The sequence below is a fragment of the Streptomyces sp. NPDC054932 genome (genome assembly GCF_053610205.1).
Genome location: NZ_JBSGXU010000096.1, coordinates 1 through 23782, shown reverse-complemented (window position 1 = coordinate 23782; position 23782 = coordinate 1). Strand labels below are relative to the sequence as shown.

Annotated in this window: 20 protein-coding genes and 1 tRNA gene; 11 read left to right on the top strand and 10 right to left on the bottom strand. The window is 72.3% G+C overall.

All coding sequences use genetic code 11. From position 1 onward, the window contains the following. The first annotated feature begins 31 nt into the window (after positions 1–31). The 4 genes from ACWGE1_RS24270 (at position 32) to ACWGE1_RS24255 (ending at position 4963) form a co-directional block, all read left to right on the top strand. A complete protein-coding gene (locus ACWGE1_RS24270) occupies positions 32–1765 on the top strand; it encodes an outer membrane protein assembly factor BamB family protein (protein WP_453422585.1) in 1734 nt (577 codons plus the stop codon). A gap of 142 nt (positions 1766–1907) precedes the next feature. After that, the gene (locus ACWGE1_RS24265) at positions 1908–2612 is read left to right on the top strand and encodes a response regulator transcription factor (RefSeq protein ID WP_453422584.1); all 705 of its coding nucleotides are present in this window, start codon (positions 1908–1910) and stop codon (positions 2610–2612) included. A 134-nt stretch (positions 2613–2746) separates the two neighbouring features. Then, the gene (galE, locus tag ACWGE1_RS24260) at positions 2747–3706 is read left to right on the top strand and encodes a UDP-glucose 4-epimerase GalE (protein WP_453422583.1); all 960 of its coding nucleotides are present in this window, start codon (positions 2747–2749) and stop codon (positions 3704–3706) included. Positions 3707–4195: 489 nt separating this feature from the next. Next, on the top strand, positions 4196–4963 hold the full coding sequence (locus ACWGE1_RS24255; protein WP_453422582.1) for a LuxR C-terminal-related transcriptional regulator: 768 nt from the start codon (positions 4196–4198) through the stop codon (positions 4961–4963). On the opposite strand, the gene ACWGE1_RS24250 is transcribed toward ACWGE1_RS24255, so the two are convergent. Beyond that, a complete protein-coding gene (locus tag ACWGE1_RS24250) occupies positions 4922–5419 on the bottom strand; it encodes a MarR family winged helix-turn-helix transcriptional regulator (protein WP_030386194.1) in 498 nt (165 codons plus the stop codon). The two genes, ACWGE1_RS24255 and ACWGE1_RS24250, sit on opposite strands and share 42 nt — an antisense overlap. Before the next feature lie 161 nt (positions 5420–5580). Between ACWGE1_RS24250 and ACWGE1_RS24245 the strand changes: the two genes are divergently transcribed. Together ACWGE1_RS24245 and ACWGE1_RS24240 are read left to right on the top strand one after the other, a co-directional pair. Continuing rightward, on the top strand, positions 5581–6438 hold the full coding sequence (locus ACWGE1_RS24245) for a trans-aconitate 2-methyltransferase (protein WP_453422581.1): 858 nt from the start codon (positions 5581–5583) through the stop codon (positions 6436–6438). Positions 6439–6440: 2 nt separating this feature from the next. Then, positions 6441–6833 (top strand): VOC family protein, encoded by a 393-nt coding sequence (locus ACWGE1_RS24240; protein WP_453422590.1) that lies wholly within the window; start codon positions 6441–6443, stop codon positions 6831–6833. Positions 6834–6913: 80 nt separating this feature from the next. Here ACWGE1_RS24240 and ACWGE1_RS24235 read toward each other — a convergent pair whose 3' ends face one another. Beyond that, on the bottom strand, positions 6914–7588 hold the full coding sequence (locus tag ACWGE1_RS24235; RefSeq protein ID WP_030008903.1) for a TetR family transcriptional regulator: 675 nt from the start codon (positions 7586–7588) through the stop codon (positions 6914–6916). Next, positions 7585–8574, bottom strand: a complete 990-nt coding sequence (locus ACWGE1_RS24230; RefSeq protein ID WP_453422580.1) for an acyl-CoA desaturase — start codon at positions 8572–8574, stop codon at positions 7585–7587. Before ACWGE1_RS24230 ends, ACWGE1_RS24235 begins: the two co-directional genes overlap by 4 nt. Before the next feature lie 348 nt (positions 8575–8922). Between ACWGE1_RS24230 and ppc the strand changes: the two genes are divergently transcribed. Further along, the gene (gene ppc, locus ACWGE1_RS24225) at positions 8923–11685 is read left to right on the top strand and encodes a phosphoenolpyruvate carboxylase (protein WP_453422579.1); all 2763 of its coding nucleotides are present in this window, start codon (positions 8923–8925) and stop codon (positions 11683–11685) included. Positions 11686–11748: 63 nt separating this feature from the next. Here the strand turns inward: ppc and pth are convergent, their stop codons facing one another. The 5 genes from pth to ACWGE1_RS24200 all read right to left on the bottom strand — a co-directional run bounded on the left by pth (position 11749) and on the right by ACWGE1_RS24200 (position 15941). After that, complete coding sequence (pth, locus tag ACWGE1_RS24220) at positions 11749–12339, bottom strand: aminoacyl-tRNA hydrolase (RefSeq protein WP_453422578.1); 591 nt, start codon at positions 12337–12339, stop codon at positions 11749–11751. A 98-nt stretch (positions 12340–12437) separates the two neighbouring features. Continuing rightward, the gene (locus ACWGE1_RS24215; RefSeq protein WP_453422577.1) at positions 12438–13022 is read right to left on the bottom strand and encodes a 50S ribosomal protein L25/general stress protein Ctc; all 585 of its coding nucleotides are present in this window, start codon (positions 13020–13022) and stop codon (positions 12438–12440) included. Positions 13023–13202: 180 nt separating this feature from the next. Continuing rightward, positions 13203–14180 carry a ribose-phosphate diphosphokinase gene (locus tag ACWGE1_RS24210; RefSeq protein WP_453422576.1) on the bottom strand — a complete coding sequence of 326 codons (978 nt, stop codon included), beginning with the start codon at positions 14178–14180 and terminating at the stop codon, positions 13203–13205. Between the two features lie 133 nt (positions 14181–14313). Continuing rightward, positions 14314–15759 carry a bifunctional UDP-N-acetylglucosamine diphosphorylase/glucosamine-1-phosphate N-acetyltransferase GlmU gene (gene glmU, locus ACWGE1_RS24205; RefSeq protein ID WP_453422575.1) on the bottom strand — a complete coding sequence of 482 codons (1446 nt, stop codon included), beginning with the start codon at positions 15757–15759 and terminating at the stop codon, positions 14314–14316. Positions 15760–15869: 110 nt separating this feature from the next. After that, positions 15870–15941 (bottom strand) — tRNA-Gln (locus ACWGE1_RS24200). Positions 15942–16314: 373 nt separating this feature from the next. On the opposite strand from ACWGE1_RS24200, the gene ACWGE1_RS24195 reads away from it, so the two are divergent. Continuing rightward, positions 16315–17598, top strand: coding sequence for a sensor histidine kinase (locus ACWGE1_RS24195; RefSeq protein WP_453422574.1), 1284 nt, complete (start codon positions 16315–16317; stop codon positions 17596–17598). Between the two features lie 299 nt (positions 17599–17897). On the opposite strand, the gene ACWGE1_RS24190 is transcribed toward ACWGE1_RS24195, so the two are convergent. Both ACWGE1_RS24190 and ACWGE1_RS24185 read right to left on the bottom strand, forming a co-directional pair. Next, positions 17898–18404, bottom strand: a complete 507-nt coding sequence (locus ACWGE1_RS24190; RefSeq protein ID WP_453422573.1) for an SUKH-3 domain-containing protein — start codon at positions 18402–18404, stop codon at positions 17898–17900. Positions 18405–18406: 2 nt separating this feature from the next. After that, entirely contained in the window at positions 18407–18985 is a 579-nt protein-coding gene (locus tag ACWGE1_RS24185; protein WP_453422572.1) for a YwqJ-related putative deaminase, read from the bottom strand. 230 nt (positions 18986–19215) lie between these two features. Between ACWGE1_RS24185 and ACWGE1_RS24180 the strand changes: the two genes are divergently transcribed. The 3 genes from ACWGE1_RS24180 to ACWGE1_RS24170 all read left to right on the top strand — a co-directional run bounded on the left by ACWGE1_RS24180 (position 19216) and on the right by ACWGE1_RS24170 (position 23646). Next, a complete protein-coding gene (locus ACWGE1_RS24180) occupies positions 19216–20211 on the top strand; it encodes an SMI1/KNR4 family protein (RefSeq protein ID WP_453422571.1) in 996 nt (331 codons plus the stop codon). 7 nt (positions 20212–20218) lie between these two features. After that, positions 20219–22642, top strand: a complete 2424-nt coding sequence (locus ACWGE1_RS24175; RefSeq protein WP_453422570.1) for an SUKH-4 family immunity protein — start codon at positions 20219–20221, stop codon at positions 22640–22642. Positions 22643–22773: 131 nt separating this feature from the next. Next, positions 22774–23646, top strand: a complete 873-nt coding sequence (locus ACWGE1_RS24170; RefSeq protein ID WP_453422569.1) for a cellulose-binding protein — start codon at positions 22774–22776, stop codon at positions 23644–23646. Positions 23647–23782: the final 136 nt, after the last annotated feature.

Below are 23782 nucleotides of genomic sequence, written 5' to 3'. Positions count from 1 at the left end.
CGACCCGCCCACCGAGAGGCAACAGCAACCGATGAGTACCCCGCCGCCCCCCAGCCAGCCGCCGTCCGGTGGTTTCGGCGCGCCGCAGGATCCCCCGCCGGGCGGGTTCGGCGCGCCCGTGCCGCCGCCCGGTCCGGCCGGACCGCCCGTACCGCCGGGACCGCCCGCGCCGCAGGCCGGGCCCGCACAGCAGCCGCCGGCCGCGCAGCCCGCGTACGGGTACCCGCAGACCGGGCCCGGCTACGGCTACCCGCAGCAGCCCGGCACCCCGCCGCCGTACGGCGCGCCCGGCGCGCCCGTGCCCGCGGCCCAGCCCCCGGCCGCAGGCGCCGGCAACGACAAGCGCACCCAGCTGACGATCGTCGGCGCGGCCGTCCTGGCCATCGTCCTCATCGTCGGCGGCGGCCTCTGGTACACCTCGGGCAACAGCGGCACGGACAAGGCGGACACCAACCCCACCGCCTCCCCGACCGACGGCAAGGGCCCCGAGTTCGTGCCCGGCACCGAGAAGGCGCCCGCCAACTCGAAGTCGAAGCCGCTCCTCAACCAGCCGAGCCCGGTCCCGGCCGACATCGCCGTCGTCGCCGGTTCCTGGCTGACCGACTCCACCTACATCAAGTCCGACGTGGCGAAGGTCATCGGCTACAACCTCGTCGACGGCGCCAAGAAGTGGGAGCTGCCCCTCGCCGGCGAGCTCTGCGCCGCGGCCAAGCACGTCAGCGAGAACAAGACGGCGGTCCTCTTCAAGTCCGCCCTGCCGACGCCCGAGAACAAGTACCCGCTGTGCACCGAGGTCGGCGTCATCGACCTGGAGAGCGGCAAGCTGGTCTGGTCCGGCAACGCCAAGAGCGCCACCGGCGGCGACAAGCCCGTCACGTTCAACACGGTCACCCTCAGCGGCAAGACCGTCGCCGCGGCCGGCATCTCCGCGGGCGGCGCCGCCTGGAACCTCGCCGACGGCAAGTCCCTGTGGCTGCCCAAGGTCGACAGCGAGGGCTGCCACGACGTCGGCTACGGCGGCGGCGAAGGCCTCGGCGCCATCCGCAAGTGCGGCCAGAGCCCCAACTACACCCTGCACGGGCAGCTCCTCGACCCCGCCACCGGCGCGCCCACCGCCTCGTACAAGCTCTCCCAGGGCATCGAGGACGCGTTCATCGTCGCCACCAAGCCCCTGATCGTGGGCGCCGACGTCGGCAAGACCGCGAAGAACGCCACGGGCATCAGCGACCTCTTCGTCATCGACCCCAAGGGCGAGCTCAAGGCCCGTATCCCGCTCGCCTCCGGGGACTTCGCCGGCAAGTGCGGGTACGACGTCGAGAAGTGCAGCAACATGGTGGTCGGCAACGGCAAGCTCTACCTGCCGTCCTACGAGCACCAGGGCCAGGCCTCCAGCGGCCGCACCAACGAGCTGCTCTCCTTCGACCTGGAGACCGGCAAGCAGACCACCGACCGCGCCGACGCGGGCGAGCGGTACACCATGTTCCCGCTGCGCATGGACGGGTCGAACATCATCGCCTACAAGGTCCCCCCGTACGACAAGGGCGGCCAGATCGTCAGCATCGACGGCAAGACGATGAAGGAGACCGTCCTCATGGAGAACCCGGCGGACAAGGCGAGCCAGCGCGCCGAGACCGCTTTCTCGCCGGACCACTCCGAGTACCGCTACCACAACGGCAAGCTCTTCATCTCGCGCACGACGGTCAGCAAGCCCTACTCGGAGAAGGCCGACCCGGAGTACCTCTTCGTCTCCTTCACCGCGAGCTGACGCACACCGCGGCGATTCGCACAGCACCGCCGAAAGCCCCCGAACGGTCCGTACCGATCGGGGGCTTCTGCGCGGTATCCCCCTCGCACCGTCGAACAAGCGTGTAGCTTGCCGGGTCAGAAGGGTGGGGGGTGGTTCCTCGATGGGCGTACGGGTCGTGGTGGTCGACGACCACCGGCTGCTGGCCGAGGCACTCGCCTCTGCCCTGAAGCTGCGCGGCCACCGGGTACTGGCGGCTGCCGCCCCGGCAGCGGGCGCCGCCGAGCTGGTGATCAGCCGTGCCCCGGAGGTCTGTCTGCTCGGCACGGCCACCCCCGCCGAGCCCGGGGTCTTCGAGCCCGTCGTCCGCATCAAGCGGGAGCGCCCGCAGATCGCCGTGGTCGTCCTCGGCCCGGTGCCCAGCCCGCGCGGGATCGCGGCCGCCTTCGCCGCCGGCGCCTCCGGGTACGTGCGCCAGGACGAGCGCATCGAGGGCGTGGAGCGGGCGCTGGCCAAGGCCAGGGCGGGCGAGGTGGCGATCGCCCCGCAGCTGCTGCAGGGGGCCTTCGCGGAGCTGCTGAACCCCGCCGCCCAGCCCGACGACGAGGGCAGCCGGCTGCTGCGGCTGCTCACCCCGCGCGAGGTGGAGGTGCTGGTGCGGGTCGCCGAGGGCGAGGACACCCGGCTGATCGCCGCGGGCATGGAGATCGCCCCGAGCACCGCCCGTACGCACGTCCAGCGGGTCCTGATGAAGCTGGGCGTCGGGTCGAGGCTGGAGGCGGCCGCGCTGGCCGCCCGTACCGGTCTGCTCGACCGGGCACTGCCCACGGCACTGCCCGGGGCGTCGTCCGCCCCCGCGCGCGACTGACGTACCGGCCGGACCGGCCGGTGTACCGGCGGGGGCACCGCCGCCGATTTCCCCATGGGCGCGGAATCGGGTAAGCCAGTCTCCAAGCACGCGCACGCACCCGCGCGTGCTCCCCCGCGAGAGGCAGTAGGCGAGTGAGCAAGTACCTGGTAACCGGTGGCGCAGGATACGTCGGCAGCGTGGTCGCGGCCCACCTTCTGGAGGCCGGCCACGAGGTCACCGTCCTCGACGACCTGAGCACGGGCTTCCGCGTCGGGGTGCCTGCGGGCGCCACCTTCATCGAGGGCCGGATCCAGGACGCCGCACGCCACCTGGACCCCTCCTACGACGCGGTGCTGCACTTCGCCGCCTCCTCGCAGGTCGGCGAGTCCGTGGTGAACCCGGGCAAGTACTGGGAGAACAACGTCGGCGGGACGCTCGCCCTGCTGGCCGCGATGCGCGGGGCCGGCGTGCGCAAGCTGGTGTTCTCCTCCACCGCCGCCACCTACGGGGAGCCGACGGAGGGGCTGCTGACCGAGACCTCGGTGACCGCGCCGACCAACCCGTACGGCGCCTCGAAGCTGGCCGTCGACCACATGATCGCGGGGGAGTGCGTGGCGCACGGCCTGGCCGCGGTCTCCCTGCGCTACTTCAACGTGGCGGGCGCCTACGGCGAGTTCGGCGAGCGGCACACCCCCGAGACGCACCTGATCCCGCTGGTCCTCCAGGTCGCGCTGGGCGAGCGGGAGTCGATCTCGGTGTTCGGCGAGGACTACCCGACCCCGGACGGCACCTGCGTACGCGACTACATCCACGTCGCCGACCTGGCGGAGGCCCACCTGGCCGCCCTGCGGGCCGCCACCGACGGGGAGCACCTGATCTGCAACCTGGGCAACGGCAACGGGTTCTCGGTCCGCGAGGTCGTCGAGACCGTCCGCAAGGTGACCGGGCGCGAGATCCCCGAGGTCGTCGCCCCGCGCCGGGCGGGCGACCCGGCGATGCTCGTCGCCTCCGCGCGCACGGCCCACGAGCGCCTCGGCTGGACCCCGAGCCGCTCGGACCTCACCGGGATCATCACGGACGCGTGGAACTTCGCGCGGACGCACACCTCCTGAAACTCCTGACCCTCCGGTAGCCATCAGGAACTCCGCTGTCCGGCACGCCCCCCGCACCCAGACCGGTGCGGGGGGCGTGTGCGTGTCGGTAGTGCGCTGCGGGTGGGCGCCGCGCGCGGGCGCCCGGCGTGCACACGCCGGGTGAAATGCCCCCCGCGCAACTGCCCGCGGCACACGCCGGTACCGAAGCCGCCATCAGGACCTTCGGTGCAGGCGATTTCAAGCCATCACAAAGGCCGTTCAGGACGCCCTCGAAGGAAAATCCCTGGGAAAACTTCTGCTATTCGGCCAACCGCCCGACGCCCCCGGCCCTACGCTGATGCGTGACACCGGTGGGGGCCGGTGTTGATTCAGGGGTCGAGACAAGTCGGGTACGTCGTCCGGTCCGGGGTAGTGCAGATATGTCACGGCGGCGGCCGGGGCTGCTGCGGATCACCCGGTCCGGGCGCCGTACCCGCCGTCGTCCGTTCCCCTACCCTTGGGGGTTTTGTGGTTCGTATCCGGGTTCTCGTCGTCGACGATCACCGCATCTTCGCCGAATCGCTCGCAGCCGCGCTCGCGGCCGAGCCGGACGTGGACGTGTCCGCGGCCGGCAGCGGTCCCGCCGCGCTGCGCTGCCTCGAACGCGCGGCGGCCGAGGGCCGCCGCTTCGACGTCCTGCTGGTCGACGCCGATCTGGGCGCGGTCCCTGGGGCCGTGCCCGCCCAGCGGGAGCCGGGCTCCGGGCCGCCGCCGCCCGGATCGGACGGGATCGCGCTGGTCGCGGGGGTCCGGGTGAGCCATCCCGGGGTCCGCACCGTCGTGCTCGCCGAGCGCGACGACCCCCGCCGCGCCGCCCTCGCGCTCCAGGCGGGAGCCTCGGGCTGGGTGGCGAAGGACTGCTCCCTCTCCCGGCTGCTGGCCGTCATCCGCGGAGTGCTGCGCGAGGAGACCCATCTGCCGCCCGCACTGCTCACCGGCGTGCTCCGGGAACTGACCGCGGCGCGCAAGCACCGTACGGACAGCGAGCGGCTGGTGGAGTCGCTGACCCCGCGCGAGCACGAGGTGCTGCGCTGCATGGTGGCGGGGCTGGGCCGCAAGGACGTGGCGGCGCGGCTGTTCCTGTCCCCGCACACGGTCCGGACGCACATGCAGAACGTGCTGGGCAAGCTCGGTGTGCACTCCACGCTGGCGGCGGTGGCGCTGGCCCGGCGGGCCGGGGTACGACCGGCGGACCTAGCCGGGGATGTTGTCGAACGGAGCGGTCAACTGGCGTAGCAGCCCGGCGAGATCGCCGCGCTGGTTCTGCGAGAGCTGGGCCAGGATCGCCCGTTCCTGGGCCAGCAGCCCGGCGAGGGCCTGGTCGGCGCGGTCCCGGCCCTCGGGGGTGAGCCGCACCAGGACCCCCCGGCGGTCGCTGGGGTCCGGGAGCCGTTCGACGAGGCCCTTCTTGGCGAGCCGGTCGATGCGGTTGGTCATGGTGCCGGAGGTGACCAGGGTCTGGGTCAACAGCTGGCCGGGGGAGAGCTGGTAGGGCGCGCCGGCGCGCCGCAGCGAGGTCAGGACGTCGAACTCCCACGGCTCCAGGCCGTGCTCGGAGAAGGCCAGCCTGCGGGCGCGGTCGAGATGGCGCGCGAGCCTGCTGACGCGGCTCAGCACCTCGAGCGGTTCCACGTCGAGGTCAGGGCGCTCCCGCCGCCATGCCGCCACCAGTCGGTCGACCTCGTCCTCCATGCCGATCAGTGTAAGGGGTCTGTCGATGTGAAGTCTCTTCATACCGAGTATCTCGATCACGAGTATCTTGACATCGAGATATAAATGAAGCGAGCATGGGGCATGGAGGGGGCCGGAACGGATTCCGCTTCCGATCGCCCCGCCAGCAGGGAGGCTCGAACATGTATTCCGATACCGCGCGCGCCGGGATCCCCACATCCACCGCGCCGTCCGCCCCCACCTGGGACCCCCAGCAGTACCTCCGGCACTCGGGCCACCGCACACGCCCCTTCCTCGACCTGCTCACCCGCATACCCGAACTCCCCCATGGCCCCGCCCGCATCGCCGACCTCGGCTGCGGCCCCGGCAACGTCACGACCCTCCTCGCCGACCGCTGGCCCGAGGCCCGCATCACCGGCTTCGACCTCTCCCCGGAGATGCTCCGCCGGGCCGGCCAGGAGTACGCCGGACCCACCCCCGGCGGCGGCAGCCTCGACTTCAGCCACGGCGACCTCGCCACCTGGCTGCCCGAGGAGCCCTACGACCTGATCGTCTCCAACGCCGCCCTCCAGTGGGTCCCCGGCCACCCCGGCTCCTTCGGCGCCTGGATCAACGGCCTGCGCCCGGGCGGCACCTTCGCCTTCCAGATCCCCGGCAACTTCACCGCCCCCAGCCACGCCCTGCTCGCCGAACAGTGCGACACCCCGCGCTGGCGGGCCCGGCTCGCCGGCCACGGCGCCCGTTACGTCCATGTCCTCGAACCCGCCGAATACCTCGCCCGGTTCACCGCACTCGGCTGCTCCGCCGACGTCTGGGAAACCACCTACCACCAACTGCTCCAGGGCCCCGACCCCGTGCTCGACTGGGTCAAGGGCACCGCCCTGCGGCCCGTCCTCACCGCCCTCGGCGAGGACCACGACGCCGTCGACGCCTTTCTCACCGAATACCGGGACCGGCTGCGCGCGGCCTATCCGACCGGCCCGCGCGGCACCGCCTTCCCCTTCCGCCGCATCTTCGCCGTAGCCCGCAAGGAGGCATGACCGTGCTGACCGCAGTCGACCACGTGCAACTCGCCGCGCCGCCGGACTCGGAGGACCGGCTCCGCGCGTACTACACGGACGTCCTCGGCATGACCGAGATCCCCAAACCGCCCGTCCTCGCCGCCCGCGGAGGCTGCTGGTTCGCCGCCGGGCCGGTGCAGCTGCACCTCGGCGTGGAGGAGGACTTCCGGCCCGCCCGCAAGGCCCACCCGGGACTGCGCGTCACCGACATCGAGGCGTACGCGATCAGACTGCAGGAGCGGGGAGCCGAGGTCGTCTGGGACGACAACCTGCCGGGCCACCGCCGCTTCTACTCGGAGGACCCCGTCGGCAACCGGCTCGAATTCCTGGAGAGGCACCACCCCGAACCCGCGGCGCCGGAACCCTGCGCATAACCCGCACCACACGACGGCGCCCCGCCACCGGATCTCCGGTGACGGGGCGCCGTCGTACCGCCGTGCGCGGTGCTCGCGCCTCAGTTCTTGCGCCGGCCCACCAGCTGCGGCTTCGACTCCAGTCCGTCCAGCCCGTGCCAGGCCAGATTCACCAGGTGCGCCGCCACCTCCGCCTTCTTCGGCTTGCGGACGTCCAGCCACCACTGCCCGGTCAGCGCCACCATCCCGACCAGCGCCTGCGCGTACAGCGGGGCCAGCTTGGGGTCGAAGCCCCGCGCCTTGAACTCCAGGCCCAGGATGTCCTCGACCTGCGTGGCGATGTCGCTGATCAGCGAGGCGAAGGTGCCGGTCGACTGTGCGACCGGGGAGTCCCGGACCAGGATCCGGAAGCCGTCCGTGTACGACTCGATGTAGTCCAGCAGTGCGAACGCCGCCTGCTCCAGCAGCTCCCGCGGATGCCCGGCCGTCAGCGCACCCGTCACCCCGTCCAGCAGCTGGCGCATCTCCCGGTCCACGACGACCGCGTACAGCCCCTCCTTGCCCCCGAAGTGCTCGTACACCACCGGCTTGGACACCCCGGCCTTCGCCGCGATCTCCTCCACCGAAGTGCCCTCGAAGCCCTTCTCCGCGAACAGGGTCCGGCCGATGTCCAGCAGTTGCTGGCGCCGCTCCGCGCCCGTCATCCGGACCCGGCGGCCGCGCCTGGGCTTGTCGCTGCTGGAATTGCTGCCGTCGATCGCCACGCCCCCCATCATGCCGCGTTCGACTCGTTTTCCCTGCGCCGGGCATCGATGCGGGCCGCCGACGGCCAGCGCACGTCCGTCGCCCAGCCCAGCTGCTCGAACCAGCGGATCAGCCGCGCGCTGGAGTCGACCTGGCCGCGCAGCACGCCGTGCCGCGCCGACGTCGGGTCGGCGTGGTGCAGGTTGTGCCAGGACTCACCGCACGAGAGCACCGCCAGCCACCACACGTTGCCGCTGCGGTCCCGGGACTTGAACGGCCGCTTGCCCACCGCGTGGCAGATCGAATTGATCGACCACGTCACGTGGTGCAGCAGCGCCACCCGCACCAGCGAACCCCAGAAGAACGCCGTGAACGCGCCCCACCAGGACATCGTCACCAGACCGCCCACCAGCGGCGGGATCGCCAGCGAGAACATCGTCCAGAAGATGAAGTCCCGCGAGATCCGGCGGATCGCCGGGTCCTTGATCAGATCAGGGGCGTACTTCTGCTGATCGGTCTGCTCCTCGTCGAAGAGCCAGCCGATGTGCGCCCACCACAGCCCCTTCATCAGGGCCGGCAGCGTCTCCCCGAACCGCCACGGCGAATGCGGGTCACCCTCGTGGTCCGAGAACTTGTGGTGCTTGCGGTGGTCCGCCACCCAGCGCACCAGCGGACCCTCCACCGCCATCGACCCCATCACGGCCAGCGCGATCCGCAGCGGCCGCTTCGCCTTGAAGGAACCGTGCGTGAAGTAGCGGTGGAAACCGATGGTGATCCCGTGGCAGGCCAGGAAGTACATGAACACCATCAGGCCCAGGTCCAGCCAGCTCACCCCCCAGCCCCAGGCCAGCGGAACCGCCGCCAGCAGGGCCACGAAGGGAACGGTGATGAACAGCAGCAGGGCGATCTGCTCGATGGACCGCTTGTTCTCGCCGCCGAGGGTCGCGGACGGCGCGGAAGCGGCAGACGTGTCGGAGGGCGCGGAGGCACCCTCGATCAGATCGGGACTCGTGGTCATGGGGGTCCCCTGGGGGGTGAGAGAAGTCGGCGGGCTCCCTGGCTACGAACCCTACGGCCCCGTAACCTACGGCATCGTAAGTATGGCAAAGCCGGGTCTGCAGGCAAGAGGGGCAGCGCCGGGAGACGGAGCGCGCCAGCTGTTCACGCGCCGCCTGATGAGACGTTTGCCCAGGCACACGCATCGGACACCTATCCTGGTCCCGTCGGACAGCGCGGTCCGCACGGGCAGCCCGAGCTGCGCATCAGGAGCGGAGATCCGCCCGGACCGAGTCCGGGAAAGGCATCGCCGCACGTCGCCGGGAGCCCACCGCCCAGTAGCGCTCGAACACTGCAAGGAGCCGCACCTGTGAGCAGTGCTGACCAGGCCCCCCAGGGCCAGGCCCCCGTCACCCCCGCCGCCACCGCCAACGCGGAACTGCGCGCGGACATCCGCCGCCTCGGCGACCTCCTCGGGGAGACCCTCGTACGCCAGGAGGGCCAGGACCTCCTCGATCTCGTCGAGCGCGTCCGCGCCCTCACCCGCACCGACGGCGAGGCCGCCGCCGCCCTGCTCGGCGACACCGACCTGGAGACCGCCGCCAAGCTCGTCCGCGCCTTCTCCACCTACTTCCACCTCGCCAACGTCACCGAGCAGGTGCACCGCGGCAAGGAGCTGCGCGCCCACCGTGCCGCCGAGGGCGGGCTCCTCGCCCGTACGGCCGACATGCTGAAGGACGCCGACCCCGAGCACCTGCGCGAGACGGTCAAGAACCTCAACGTCCGCCCGGTCTTCACCGCGCACCCCACCGAGGCGGCCCGCCGCAGCGTCCTCAACAAGCTGCGCCGCATCGCCACCCTGCTGGAGGAGCCCGTCACCGGCGCCGGCGACCGCCGCCGCCACGACCTGCGCCTCGCCGAGAACATCGACCTCGTCTGGCAGACCGACGAGCTGCGCGTCGTGCGCCCCGAGCCCGCCGACGAGGCCCGCAACGCCATCTACTACCTCGACGAGCTGCACGCGGGCGCCGTCGGCGACGTACTGGAGGACCTCGCCGCCGAGCTCCAGCGCGTCGGCGTCGAGATCCCCGCCGGCACCCGCCCGCTGACCTTCGGCACCTGGATCGGCGGCGACCGCGACGGCAACCCCAACGTCACCCCCGAGGTCACCCGCGACGTCCTGATCCTCCAGCACGAGCACGGCATCACCGACGCCCTGGAGCTCATCGACTTCCTGCGCGGACTCCTCTCCAACTCCATCCGCTACACCGGAGCCACCGAGGAACTCCTCGCCTCCCTCCAGGCCGACCTCGAGCGCCTCCCCGAGATCAGCCCCCGCTACAAGCGGCTGAACGCCGAGGAGCCCTACCGCCTCAAGGCCACCTGCATCCGGCAGAAGCTCCTCAACACCCGCGAGCGCCTCGCCAAGGGCACCCCGCACGAGGAGGGCCGCGACTACCTCGGCACCGCCGAGCTGCTCACCGACCTCACCCTCATCCAGACCTCCCTGCGCGAACACCGCGGCGCGCTCTTCGCCGACGGCCGCATGGACCGCACCATCCGCACCCTGGCCGCCTTCGGCCTCCAGCTCGCGACCATGGACGTGCGCGAGCACGCCGACGCCCACCACCACGCGCTCGGCCAGCTCTTCGACCGGCTCGGCGAGGAGTCCTGGCGCTACGCGGACATGCCGCGCGACTACCGGCAGAAGCTCCTCGCCAAGGAGCTGCGCTCCCGCCGTCCGCTGGCCCCCACCCCGGCTCCGCTCGACGCCGCCGGCGCCAAGACCCTCGGCGTCTTCGGCGCCATCAAGGACGCCTTCGAGAAGTTCGGCCCCGAGGTCATCGAGTCCTACATCATCTCGATGTGCCAGGGCGCCGACGACGTCTTCGCCGCCGCGGTCCTCGCCCGCGAGGCCGGCCTCATCGACCTCCACAGCGGCTGGGCCAAGATCGGCATCGTCCCGCTCCTGGAGACCACCGACGAACTGCGCGCCGCCGACGTCATCCTCGACGAGATGCTCGCCGACCCCTCCTACCGGCGCCTCGTCTCCCTGCGCGGCGACGTCCAGGAGGTCATGCTCGGCTACTCCGACTCCTCCAAGTTCGGCGGCATCACCACCTCGCAGTGGGAGATCCACCGCGCCCAGCGCCGGCTGCGCGACGTCGCCCACCGCTACGGCGTGCGCCTGCGCCTCTTCCACGGCCGCGGCGGCACCGTCGGCCGCGGCGGCGGCCCCTCCCACGACGCGATCCTCGCCCAGCCCTGGGGCACCCTCGAGGGCGAGATCAAGGTCACCGAGCAGGGCGAGGTCATCTCCGACAAGTACCTGGTCCCCTCGCTGGCCCGGGAGAACCTCGAACTGACCGTCGCGGCCACCCTGCAGGCCTCCGCCCTGCACACCGCCCCCCGGCAGTCCGACGAGGCGCTCTCCCGCTGGGACGCGGCCATGGACACCGTCTCCGACGCCGCGCACGCCGCGTACCGCGAGCTCGTCGAGGACCCCGACCTGCCCTCCTACTTCTTCGCCGCCACCCCCGTCGACCAGCTGGCCGACCTCCACCTCGGCTCCCGGCCCTCCCGCCGCCCCGACTCGGGCGCCGGCCTCGACGGCCTGCGCGCCATCCCCTGGGTCTTCGGCTGGACCCAGTCCCGCCAGATCGTCCCCGGCTGGTACGGAGTCGGCTCCGGCCTCAAGGCCCTGCGCGAGACCGGCCAGGAGGACGTCCTCGCCGAAATGGGCGGCCGCTGGCACTTCTTCCGCAACTTCCTGTCCAACGTCGAGATGACACTGGCCAAGACCGACCTGCGGATCGCCCGCCACTACGTCGACACCCTCGTACCCGACCACCTCAAGCACGTCTTCGCCCGCATCGAGGCCGAACACGAGCTCACCGTCCGCGAGGTCCTGCGCATCACCGGCAGCGACGAGCTCCTCGGTTCGAACCCCGTGCTCCAGCAGACCTTCGCCGTGCGCGACGCCTACCTGGACCCCATCTCCTACCTCCAGGTCTCCCTCCTCGCCCGCCAGCGCGCCGCCGCAGCCCGCGGCGAGGAAGCCGACCCGCTCCTCGCCCGCGCGCTGCTCCTCACGGTCAACGGCGTCGCCGCGGGCCTGCGCAACACCGGCTGAGCCCACGGCCCCGGACAAGGGGGAGCCCACGCACCGGCCGGTGCGGGGGCTCCCCCTTGTCCGTCAGGAGTTGTACGCCGACTGCGCGCGCTCCAGACCCTCCGCGATCAGGCACTCCACCGAATCCGCGGCCCGGTCCACGAACCACTCCAGTTCCTTGCGCTCCGTCGAGGAGAAGTCCTTCAGCACGAAGTCCGCGACCTGCATCCGGCCCGGCGGCCGCCCGATGCCGCAGCGCACCCGGTGATAGTCCGGGCCCATCGACTTCGTCATCGACTTCAGACCGTTGTGCCCGTTGTCCCCGCCGCCCAGCTTCACACGCAGCGTCGGGTAGTCGATGTCCAGCTCGTCGTGGACCGCCACGATCCGCTCGAGCGGCACCTTGTAGAAGTCGCGCAGTGCCGTCACCGGGCCGCCCGACAGGTTCATGAACGTCATCGGCTTCGCCAGCACCACCCGACGGTTCGCCGGCCCCGGCGGGCCCATCCGGCCCTCGACGACCTGCGCCCGCGCCCGGTGCGCCTTGAACTTCCCGCCGATCCGCTCCGCCAGCAGGTCGGCCACCATGAACCCGATGTTGTGGCGGTTGCCCGCGTACTCCGGTCCCGGGTTCCCCAGGCCCACGATCAGCCAGGGCGCCGCTTCGTCCGACATCAAAAGCTCCTCGGTTCCTCTACGAAGACGACCGCCGTCCCGCTCCAGTGGAGCCGGACGGCGGTCGGTCAGCAACTGCTGAGGGGGTGGGGTGAGGCTCAGGCCTCGGTGCCCTCGGCGGCCTCGGCGGCCGGCTCCTCGGCCTGCGGGGCCACGACCTGCAGGACGGCGGTGTCGCCGTCGACGGCCAGGGTGGTGCCCTTCGGGAGGACCAGGTCCGACGCGTGGATGGTGGCGCCGGCCTCGAGGCCCGCGATGGAGACGGTGACCTCGGTCGGGATGTGCGTGGCCTCGGCCTCGACGGAGATGGTGTTCTGGAGGGTCTCCAGCATGTTGCCGCCGGCGGCCAGCTCGCCCTCGGTGACGATCGCGACGTCGACGGTGACCTTCTCGCCCTTCTTGACGATCAGGAAGTCGACGTGGGAGATCGAGCGCTTCAGCGGGTGCTTCTGCACGGCCTTCGGGATGACCAGCTCGGTGCCGGCGTCGCCGAGGTCCAGGGAGATCAGGACGTTCGGGGTGCGCAGCGCCAGCTGAAGGGCGTGGGCGTCGACGTTGACGTGCTTCGGGTCGGTGCCGTGGCCGTAGATGACGGCGGGGGTCAGGGCGTCGCGACGGGCCTGGCGGGCAGAGCCCTTGCCGAAGGTGTCACGGATCTTGGCGGAAAGCTTGACCTCGGACATGCTCACTCCTCGTGGGGTGACGGAAATGGACGGAAGTCACCCGGCCGGAACGGCCTGCTACGAAGAGCGCGTCGATAACGGAGAATCCGTACCGCAAACAGGTACGGCCTCCCTCGCCGAGCAACTCATGGAGTGTACCCGGCGGGGGAGGCCGCACCAAAAGGATCTAACGCGCAGCGGTTACTGCTGCTCCTCGAAGAGGCTGGTGACCGAGCCGTCCTCGAAGACCTCGCGCACGGCGCGCGCGATCATCGGGGCGATCGACAGCACCGTGATCTTGTCGAGCTCCAGGTCGGACGGGTCCGGCAGGGTGTTCGTGAACACGAACTCGCTGACCTTCGAGTTCTTCAGGCGGTCGGCCGCCGGGCCCGACAGGATGCCGTGCGTGGCCGTGACGATGACGTCCTCCGCACCGTGCGCGAACAGCGCCTCGGCGGCGGCGCAGATGGTGCCACCGGTGTCGATCATGTCGTCGACCAGGACGCAGACGCGGCCCTTGACCTCACCGACCACCTCGTGGACCGTCACCTGGTTGGCGACGTCCTTGTCGCGGCGCTTGTGCACGATCGCCAGCGGCGCGTCCAGGCGGTCGCACCAGCGGTCGGCCACGCGCACACGGCCGGCGTCCGGGGACACGATCGTGAGCTTCGTACGGTCCACCTTGGCGCCGACGTAGTCCGCGAGGACGTTCAGGGCCGACAGGTGGTCCACCGGGCCGTCGAAGAAGCCCTGGATCTGGTCCGTGTGCAGATCGACCGTGAGGATGCGGTCCGCACCCGAGGTCTTCAGCAGATCGGCGACCAGGCGGGCCGAGATCGGCTCGCGGCCCTTGTGCTTCTTGTCCTGGCGGGCGTACCCGTAGGACGGGACGATCACGGTGATGGAGCGTGCCGACGCGCGCTTCAGCGCGTCGATCATGATCAGTTGCTCCATGATCCACTTGTTGATCGGAGCCGTGTGGCTCTGGATCAGGAAGCAGTCCGCGCCGCGAGCCGACTCCTGGAAGCGGACGTAGATCTCGCCGTTCGCGAAGTCGAAAGCCTTGGTCGGCACGAGGCCGACTCCCAGCTGGTGCGCGACCTCCTCGGCCAGCTCGGGGTGGGCGCGGCCGGAGAAGAGCATCAGCTTCTTCTCGCCGGTCGTCTTGATCCCGGTCACAGCACTGTCTCCTCAGACGTGTTGAAGCTGCTCGCCCCCATGTGCGTCCGTCCCGCACACGGTGAGCCAGCCGAATTGCGTGCACCTATCACGGTACGCCGTCGCGGGCGTACCTGTTTCCGGTCAGTTCACCTCAGGGGCGCTCGGCGTCCTCCGAGGCCGCCGACTGCGCCGCCGTGGCAGCAGCACTGCCCGGACGCTTGCGGGCCACCCAGCCCTCGATATTCCGCTGCTGGCCGCGGGCCACGGCCAGGGCGCCGGGCGGCACATCCTTCGTGATCACCGAGCCGGCGGCCGTGTAGGCACCGTCCCCGATGGTGACCGGAGCCACAAACATGTTGTCCGAGCCCGTCTTGCAGTGTGAGCCGACGGTGGTGTGGTGCTTGTGCTCACCGTCGTAGTTCACGAAGACGCTCGCGGCGCCGATGTTCGTGTACTCGCCGATCGTCGCGTCGCCCACGTACGACAGGTGGGGGACCTTGGTGCCCTCGCCGATCGTCGCGTTCTTCATCTCGACGTACGTTCCGGCCTTGGCCTTCGCGCCGAGGTTCGTACCCGGGCGCAGGTACGCGAACGGGCCCACGCTCGCCTGCGGGCCCACGACCGCGCTCTCGGCGACCGTGTTGTCCACCCGGGCGCCCGCGCCCACGTGGGTGTCCCTGAGCCGCGTGTTGGGGCCGACCTCCGCGCCCTCGGCGATGTGCGTGGAGCCCAGCAGCTGCGTGCCGGGGTGCACGATCGCGTCCTGACCGAAGGTGACGGTCACGTCGACGAAGGTGCCGGCGGGGTCGACGACCGTGACGCCCGCGAGCATCGCCTGCTCCAGCAGGCGTGCGTTCAGCAGGGCGCGGGCCTCGGCGAGCTGGACCCGGTTGTTGATGCCGAGGATCTGCCGGTGGTCGCTGCCCACGGCCGCGCCGACCCGGTGCCCGGCCTCGCGCAGGATGCCGAGGACGTCGGTGAGGTACTCCTCGCCCTGGCTGTTGTCGGTACGGACCTTGCCGAGCGCGTCGGCCAGCAGGGCGCCGTCGAAGGCGAAGACGCCGGAGTTGATCTCGCGGATCGCGCGCTGGGCGTCGGAGGCGTCCTTGTGCTCGACGATGGCCGTCACGGCCCCGCCGGCGTCGCGGACGATGCGTCCGTAACCGGTGGCGTCCGGCACCTCGGCGGTCAGCACGGTGACGGCGTTGCCGTCGGCGTCGTGCGTCTGCGCGAGCCGGGCCAGCGTCTCCCCGGTCAGCAGCGGGGTGTCGCCGCAGACGACGATCACCGTGCCGGAGAGGCCGCCGCCGAGCTCTTCGAGGGCCATGCGGACGGCGTGCCCGGTGCCGTTCTGCTCGTACTGGACGGCGGTGCGGACCTCGGCGTCGATGTCGGCCAGGTGCGCGGTGACCTGCTCCCGGGCGTGCCCGACGACCACGACGAGGTGCTCGGGGTTCAGCTCACGGGAGGCGGCGACGACGTGACCGACGAGCGAGCGCCCGCAGATCTCGTGCAGAACCTTGGGAGTCGCCGACTTCATGCGGGTGCCTTCACCCGCTGCGAGTACGACGACGGCTGCCGGGCGGTTGGCGCTCACGGGGATGCCCTTCGGCTTCGGGGGTGGACCCGTGAAGGATACCGGGGGGTCAAGGTCCCGAAACGAGGCCGGGTCCCGACCGTGATGATCAGGACCCGAAGGTGGATGAGCTCCCCCGCCAGGACTCGAACCCGGACATAAGGCACCAAAAGCCTCAGTGCTGCCAATTACACCACAGGGGAACAATGCCGCCTAAACCGGACATTACGCCTTTGCGGTCGAGTCGACGGCACCTACTATGCCGCACCACCAGCCCTCAATGCGACGGTAAAGATCGGCACCTTGGGGGACTTGCGCCGAGAGGCGGCCGTTGTGCGTGTCGCCCGCCCTCTCCGTACGTCACGCCCTGGAGGCGGAGTGGGCGGGCGCGGGTGCGGGCGTTGCCCTCGGCGTCCGGGTGCCTCGTTCGATCGGGTGGCGCGCCGCCCTCCAGGGTGTCCGAAATGCGGGATTTGCTTCTTGGTGTGTGGACGATCCGGTCGCATGTGCGATTGCCGCTGGATTGCTGGAATTTTGCTCGGGTCTGTGCCGAAGGGCGCCCTTACGCTGGACGGCATGACCAAAACGGGGGAAGTGGAAGGCCGCGCCGGGCCGCCATTGTGGTGGGCGCGGCGGCGGGATGCCGTCGGGGACGTGGTGCTCGGCGGGGTGTCCGCCGTCGAGTGCGCGTGGGAGGGGGTGGCCTTCGCCGGTGAGGCGGGGCTGCCGACCGCGGTCGGCGTGGTGTTCGGGTTCGTGGTGGGGGCCACGCTCGTGCTGCGGCGGCGGTGGCCGATCGCCGTGGTGCTCGTGGGGATCGCCGTGTCGCCGGCCGCGGTGGGGTTCCTGCTCGCGGTGGTCGGGATGTACACGCTGGCCTCCTCCGAGGTGCCCCGGCGGATCACGGCCACGCTGGCCTCGATGTCGTTGGCCGCGACCTTCGTGGTGATGTACCTGCGCACCCGCGGGGGCGTGGAGGCCGATGCGACGCTCGTGGTCGTGCTGTCCGTGTTCGTCGCGGTGGCGCTGACCGTGCCGCCGGTGCTGTTCGGGCTCTACATCGGGGCCCGGCGGCGGCTGATGGAGAGCCTGCAGGAACGGGCGGACTCGCTGGAGCGGGAGCTGTCTCTGCTGGCGGACCGGGCGGAGGAGCGGGCCGAGTGGGCCCGTACGGAGGAGCGGACCCGGATCGCACGCGAGATGCACGACGTGGTCGCCCACCGGGTGTCGCTGATGGTGGTGCACGCGGCCGCGCTGGAGGCGGTGGCGGTGAAGGATCCGGCGCGCGCGGCGAAGAACGCGGCGCTGGTGGGGGACATGGGGCGGCAGGCGCTGACGGAGCTGCGGCAGATGCTCGGTGTGCTCCGGGCGGCGCCCAAGCCGGCCCCGGCTCCCGTGCCCGCGGTGGCCGTCGGCCCGGCCGCCTTCGCCGGGGGCGCGGAGGACGGGCCGTCGCTGCGCGAGCTGGAGGCGCTGGTCGGGCAGTCGCGGGCGGCCGGGATGGTCGTGGAGATGCTGGTGCACGGTGCGGGTGAGGGGGCCGAGGGCGCGGCGTACGCGGCGTACGCGGCGGAGGTCGAGCAGACGGCGTACCGCGTGGTGCAGGAGGCGCTCACCAATTGCCACAAGCACGCTCCGGGCGCGCGGGTCGTGGTGCGGCTCGCGCATCGGGACGGCGAGGTGGCGATGCAGGTGGAGAACGGTCCCTGCGAGGGACACACGGACGGTGTCGGGCTACCGAGCGGTGGGAACGGGCTCGTCGGGATGCGGGAGCGGGTCCTCGGGCTGGGCGGGGTGTTCGTGTCCGGTCCGACGGACGCGGGCGGCTTCAAGGTCTCGGCGGTCCTCCCGACGGCCTAGCCGGGCCGCCGGGGTCCTTCGCCTGCGGGCCGGGATCCGGGTGCGGTGCGGGCTGGTCCGCGGGGCCGGGGAGGGGTGTCTCCTCGGCTCGGCGCGTGCGGGCATGTCTCGGCTGTACGCGGCGGTCGCGCGCTCGTCCTGCGGGGACACCCCTCCCCGTCCCCGCTCCCCACGCGCCGGGGCGGCTTCGGGGCACTGACGGAGCACCGCCCCACACCACCCAGCCCCGCCGGCGATTGAGGCGCGGAGCCGAACCGCGGAGCCCCAGGACCCCACCGGCCGGCCGGAGCAAGACACCCCTAGGTGGTGAGGCGGGTCGGCTGGAGGCCCGTCAGGAGGAGGGTGAGGGCCTCGTCGACGGTGGAGCCGAGGTACCAGTCGCCGGTGTGGTCGATGCCGTAGACGCGGCCTTCGCGGTCGAGCGCGAGGTGGGAGCCTGCGTCGGCCTCGACGCCCAGCGGGCAGAGCTGGGTGGACAGGGCGCGGCCGAGGTCGGCGAAGGTGCGTGCGAGGTGGAGTCCGGTGAGGGGGTCGATCCGGACGGGGGCCGGGGCGATCTGACGGCCGGGTCCGGGTGCGGTGACCGTCAGCCCGCCGAATTCGGCCCAGGCCTCGACGGCGGCGGGGAAGACGGTGTGGCGGTGTCCGGCGGGGGTGGTGTGGTCCCGGAGGGCGTCGGCCCAGTACTCGGCCTGCTTGATGTCCCAGCGGCCGGGTTCCCAGCCGGCGGTGCGCAGGGCGGAGTCCACGGCGACCGGGAAGCGGGTGGCCGAGGAGCGGTCGTAGGAGGCTGAGGTGGTGGTCATGGCTACTCGGATGGGGTGAGGTCGACGGGGCGTACGCCGAAGTGGGCGAGGAGTGCGTCGCAGGAGCGGCAGGGGGGTGCGTAGCTGCCGTGGAGGGGGTCGCCGTCCTCGCGGATGTGCCGGGCGGTGATCCTGGCGTTCTTGAGGGAGCGGCGGGCCTCGCTCGGGGAGAGGGGTTTGCGGGAGGCGCGCCGGGAGCGGGCGCCCTCGACGGCGGTCAGGTGCCGGGAGAGCAGGATCGCCTCGGGACACCGGCCGGTGAATCGTTCGCGCTGGCCGCTGGTGAGGGTGTCGAGGAAGTCCTGGACGAGCGGGTGGAGCGCGGGCGGCTGGTCGGCCTTGCCGGCGGTGCCGGTGAGCGTTTCGCCGCGTACGGAGAGGGCGGCGGCGACGGTCGGGAGGATGCCGTCCCGGCGGAAGCGCAGGGCGGGTGCGGCGGGGCGGCCGTCGGTGCTGCTCCAGCGCAGGCGGGGGTCGCCGGCGGGGCCGGCGGCTTCGCCGGCCGGGCCGGTGGTGCCCGGTGTGCCCGGTGCGTCCGGCGCGGTGTCGCCGGATTCTGTGCGTGTTGCCGTGTTGTGCATAGCCGTGCTTTCCCTCCCGTGGCGGCGGTGGTGACCGCTGTCGCTCACGCCCCCGTGCTGCGGGGACAGCCTGCCAAATGTCACCTGTCATGCGGAAGCGGGGTCGAATATTCGTATCAATTCGGATGTTCCTGGCCCTCGGGCGGGTGCGCCGGTCGGGTGCGGGTGAGGCTCTTGCCCCAGCGCATAGGCTGTGGTGAACCAGCCAGATCCAGCAGGGGGCTACCGCCATGACGACAGGTCGGCTCGGGCAGCAGGCCGCGCCACCCAACGCCGCTTACTCGGGGCAGGTCGTGCACTTCCCGGACCCGGTCCGGGCAGCTCGGCATCCTCACGGGGTGCGGATGGACGGCAATGGGCATCCGGACTTCTCCGCGTACGCACGCGCCGCCGTGGAGATCGCCGAGCCGCCCGAGGGCTTCGGCGTGGACGAGCTGCGCCTGACGGACTACGTGTCCGCGAACGCGGCGATGAAGGCGGCCGGGCACGAGCTGTGGGACACGGTCGGGCCGGTGGCGACGCCGCACGGCTGGACCTGGCACCACGTGGCGGGTTCGCGGCGCATGGAGCTGGTCCCGGTCGAGGTGAAGGCGCTGCTGCGGCATCACGCGGGCCTGGCGACGGCTCCGGTGGACCACGAGAAGCGCGGGACGCGGCCGTTGCAGGAGGTGCGTCCGGCGCACATGGGGCTGCCGAAGTCGGTGGTCTCGGTCGCCGAGGAGCTCGTTCAGGGTGTCGAGGAGGATCTCGGCTACCGGCTGCCGGAGGCGTACCGCTCGTTCCTGAAGGCCGCGGGCGGTTGTGCGCCGGTGGGTGCGGGCCTGGACGTGGACCTGGGTCTGTTGGTGGACCAGCCGTTCTTCACGGTGCGTGAGGAGGCGGCGATCAATGACCTGGTGTACGTCAACAAGTGTCTGCGTGACCACCTGACGAAGGATTACCTGTGCGTGGCCTTCGCGCAGGGCGGGCTGCTCGCGCTGAAGGTGAAGGGCGAGGGCATCGGCTCGGTGTGGTTCTCCCCGTACGACGACGCCCGCGACCGGGACGGCTGGTCGGTCCAGGAGCGCGTGGAGCGGCTGTTGCTGCCGTGCGGTGCTGATTTCGACGCCTTTCTGGAGCGACTGGCGGGCAACCCGCCGGAGCTGGAGACGGTGGCCGGTCTGATGGTGGACGGCGGATTCGCACGTTCGGTTCCGGTGTCGGGTACGGCACCGGTGGAGGGGTGAGCGCGCGATGGTGACGTTTGCGCAGGCGCAGGAGCGCGCCGAGGAGTGGATCAACGGGGACGTGCCCGCGTACCAGCACCGGGAGGTGCGCGTACGGGAGTTCGGGCTCGGGTTCGTGGTGTGGGCGGAGGACCGCGCGGCCGGTCCCGTGTCCGGTGGTGGGCGGCAGCGGCTGGTCATCGCGCGGGACAGCGGGGAGGTGACGCTGTGGCCGGGACTGCCGGTGGGTGAGGTGATCCGCCGGTACGAGGAGGAGTACGGGGCCGTGGCCGCGGCGCCTTCGGAGGCTTCGGTTCCGCCGCCGCGGATCGACTCGGAGCAGACGTCGTTCATGCTCAGTCCGCCGGAGTGGCTGCAGGAGGCCGCGGACCGGGCGGGGATTCCGCGTGCGGCCGAGCCCGCGCCGGCGTCGGCTCCCGGGCCGTCCGCCCAGGATTCCGCTGCGGCCGCGTCCGCCGGTGGCGCGTCCGGGTCCGTTCCCGCTGCGGCTCCGGCTGCTCCGGCGCCCGTGGAGGCGGTACCGCTGCGGCGCGGGGGCGAGATCCCCTACGAGCCCACGGCCAACGACGGGGTCCCGGCGACGGGCCCGGCTCCGGCTCCGGCCGGGGTGCCGGTCGGTGCCACGCCGTGGGCGGGCACCGATGTGAACTCCGGTACGGACGACGCGTCCGTACCGCTGCCCGCGACCGTGTTCGCGCCGCCGCTGTCCGGGTCGGACCTGGAGGACGCGCCGTCGTCCGGGGTGGCTCCGGAGGCGAAGACCACGCTGATGGCGGGCGGCAGCCAGCTGCCGAGGACCGCGATCGTGCCGGCGCTGGATGTGCCGGGTTCCGGTTCGTCGGCGAGTGACATCGCGGACGCGCCGACCAGCAAGGCTCAGATCTCGCGGCCGGGCGGCTCCGGTGCGGGTGCGGGTCAGCCGCCGACGCCGCCGGGTGCGCCCGGTGCGCCCGGTGGTGGGCTCGACCACGCCGCCACCATGCTGGCCGGCCCCGGTGTGCCGCAGCCGCCCGGTCCGCCGGGCCCGCCGCGCGCGCCCGGTGCTCCGGGTGCGGGTGCGGGTGCGGGGCAGCCGCCTGCGCCGCCCGGTCCGCCGGGGGTTCCGGGGTCGCTGGGTCGTGGGCTCGATCATGCCGCGACGATGCTGGCGGGTCCGGCCGTGACCGGTCAGCCGCCCGCGCCTCCCGGTCCGCCCGGGGCCCCCGGTGCTCCGGGTGCGCCCGGTGGTGGCGCCCATCACGCCGCCACCATGCTCGCGGGTCCCGGTGTACCGCAGCCGCCCGGTCCGCCCGGCGCCCCCGGTGCTCCGGGTGCCCCCGGCGCGCCCGGTGGTGGGCTCGACCATGCCGCGACGATGCTGGCCGGCCCCGCCATGGTGCAGCCGCCCGGGCCCCCCGGCCCGCCGGCCGGCGGGCCCGGTGCGCCCGGTGCGCAGCCCCCGGTCCCGACCGGCGCGCCCACCGTGGGCCCCGGCTACCAGGCCGTGCTCCGCTACCGCGCGCCCGACGGCTCCGAGCAGCAGCTCATCCGCCGCTCGGCGCCCGGTACCCCGCACCCGGAGTGGCAGATCCTCTACGAGCTGCGCGCCATGAACGTGCCGCCGCAGCAGGTGCTGGAGCTGCACACCGAGCTGGAGTCCTGTGAGCTGCCCGGCGGTTACTGCGCCCGGATGATCCGGGAGACCTGGCCGCAGGTACGGATCACGAGCGTGGCCCCGTACGGGAAGGACCACGCGGGCCGGCAGCAGGGCATGCGGCATCTGCTCACCCATCAGGGCGAGCTGCACCAGGTGGCGGACGGTCCGGCGCGCCCGGCGCCGGTACGGGCGCCGCTGCCGCAGGTCCCGCTGCAGCCGGCGATCCCGCTGGAGGCGATCGCGCAGGAGCTGACGGGGGCCTTCGGTCCGCAGGGCGTGTTCCGTTTCGACCAGCGGGCCGTGTCGCGTCAGGGCGTTCCGGAGATCGTGGCGCAGACGCTGATGTGGGCGGGCCTGCCGGTCGATTTCGGGCCGTTCTTCTGGGCGCAGGCGGTGCCGGGTCAGCCGGTGCCGACGCTGGCCGAACTGGCCGCGCAGCGGCAGGTGCAGCCGGCCTCGGACGCGGGCTCGTACCTGGTCGTCGGCAGCGACTTCGGCAAGGCGCTGTGTGTGCAGTACGGGACCGCGCACATCGTGGCGGTGCCGGTGGAGGGCGGTCCGGGCGGTGCCCCGGTGCCGCCGCAGTTCGTGAATTCGAGCCTGCCGCAGTTCGCACGGTCCCTGGCGATGCTGGGTCACATGTGGCGGCTGCGCCAGCATCTGACGCCGGAGCAGGCGGGGCGCTGGACGGTCGATTTCCAGGCGAATCTGGCGGGGCTCGACAGTGCGGCGCTGTCCTCGCCGGAGAGCTGGTGGTCGGTGCTGCTGGAGCAGATGTGGGACGGACTGCTCTGATCGGTTGATCGGATGATCCATTGGATGGCCGGGGCGAGACCTTCGAACAGGGTCTCGGCCCGGCCATTCGGGCTTCCGGGATCAAATGGCGCATCCTTGACGGGAATCCCCGCGAGAGAGGCGCATCCAGGATGAGTGCACCCATTGCGACCGTGCGCGGTCGTGGCTACCGCATGGACGAGGTCGACCGGTACCTCGCCCGGCTCTCCGGGAGCCGGGACGAGGCATGGGAGCGGGTGGCGCGGCTGACGGTCCTGGCCAAGCAGATGGAGGCGGAGGCGGAGCGGCTGCGGGAGGCGGTCGCCGCGCTCGCCCCGCAGACGTACGACGAGCTGAGCGAGCGGGCCCGGCGGATCCTGCACCTGGCGGAGGAAGAGGCGGACGCCCTGCGGACGGACGCGCGGGTGGACGCCTCCGCGACGCTCGGCGCGGCCGAGGCACGCGCCGACCGCGTGGCCGGGCTCGCGCGGGACGACGCGGAGGCGGTGCGCGAGCAGACGGAGGTCCGGGCCCGGCAGGGGCTGCTGCGCGCGCAGCGCGAGGCGGACGACGTACGGGCGGGGGCGCGGGAGGACGCGGCCAACTGGCGGGCGCAGGCCGCGGCCGCGCTGGCGCAGACGCGGCGGCGGGCGGACGCGGAGCTGGCGGAGCGCGAGCAGGAGCAGACGGAGCGCCGGGAGGCGGCGGAGCGCGAGCTGGCGTCGCGGGAGGCGGAACTGGACGCGCGGCATGCGGAACTGGAGCGGTACGCCGAGTCCCGGCTGGCGGAGGCCCGTCGAGGCTTCGCCGAGGCGGAGGAATCGGCGCGGCACGGGCAGGAGGACGCGGAGGCGCGGGCGGCGGAGCTGCTCGCGGGGGCGCGGGTGGCGGAGGAGCGGATCGGGCGCGAGACGCGGGGGATTCTGCGGGAGCACGGGGAGGCGGCGGAGGAGATGCGGGCGCACATGAACCACGTCCGCTCCAGCCTGGCGGCCCTGACGGGCCGGGCTCCTGCGGAGGGCTAGGGGGTGTCCGCAAAGTTCCGCCTGGCCCGCGACGCCCGGCGCGGCGCCTCGCCGCGTTGTCGAAGCGCGCGAGTACGAACAGGTACGAGCTGCGCCTCTCCGCCGGTCGATGCCCCGCGCCGGACGCCGCGGGCCC

What these genes read in the sequence shown, in the direction of transcription:
- ACWGE1_RS24230 (WP_453422580.1), bottom strand. Translation starts at nt 8,574, where the DNA reads ATGACCACGAGTCCCGATCTGATCGAGGGTGCCTCCGCGCCCTCCGAC.
- ACWGE1_RS24195 (WP_453422574.1), top strand. Translation starts at nt 16,315, where the DNA reads ATGACCAAAACGGGGGAAGTGGAAGGCCGCGCCGGGCCGCCATTGTGG.
- ACWGE1_RS24270 (WP_453422585.1), top strand. Translation starts at nt 32, where the DNA reads ATGAGTACCCCGCCGCCCCCCAGCCAGCCGCCGTCCGGTGGTTTCGGC.
- ACWGE1_RS24170 (WP_453422569.1), top strand. Translation starts at nt 22,774, where the DNA reads ATGAGTGCACCCATTGCGACCGTGCGCGGTCGTGGCTACCGCATGGAC.
- ACWGE1_RS24185 (WP_453422572.1), bottom strand. Translation starts at nt 18,985, where the DNA reads ATGCACAACACGGCAACACGCACAGAATCCGGCGACACCGCGCCGGAC.
- ACWGE1_RS24180 (WP_453422571.1), top strand. Translation starts at nt 19,216, where the DNA reads ATGACGACAGGTCGGCTCGGGCAGCAGGCCGCGCCACCCAACGCCGCT.
- ACWGE1_RS24265 (WP_453422584.1), top strand. Translation starts at nt 1,908, where the DNA reads ATGGGCGTACGGGTCGTGGTGGTCGACGACCACCGGCTGCTGGCCGAG.
- ACWGE1_RS24190 (WP_453422573.1), bottom strand. Translation starts at nt 18,404, where the DNA reads ATGACCACCACCTCAGCCTCCTACGACCGCTCCTCGGCCACCCGCTTC.
- ACWGE1_RS24235 (WP_030008903.1), bottom strand. Translation starts at nt 7,588, where the DNA reads ATGATGGGGGGCGTGGCGATCGACGGCAGCAATTCCAGCAGCGACAAG.
- ACWGE1_RS24215 (WP_453422577.1), bottom strand. Translation starts at nt 13,022, where the DNA reads ATGTCCGAGGTCAAGCTTTCCGCCAAGATCCGTGACACCTTCGGCAAG.
- ACWGE1_RS24250 (WP_030386194.1), bottom strand. Translation starts at nt 5,419, where the DNA reads ATGGAGGACGAGGTCGACCGACTGGTGGCGGCATGGCGGCGGGAGCGC.
- ACWGE1_RS24245 (WP_453422581.1), top strand. Translation starts at nt 5,581, where the DNA reads ATGTATTCCGATACCGCGCGCGCCGGGATCCCCACATCCACCGCGCCG.
- ACWGE1_RS24175 (WP_453422570.1), top strand. Translation starts at nt 20,219, where the DNA reads ATGGTGACGTTTGCGCAGGCGCAGGAGCGCGCCGAGGAGTGGATCAAC.
- pth (WP_453422578.1), bottom strand. Translation starts at nt 12,339, where the DNA reads ATGTCGGACGAAGCGGCGCCCTGGCTGATCGTGGGCCTGGGGAACCCG.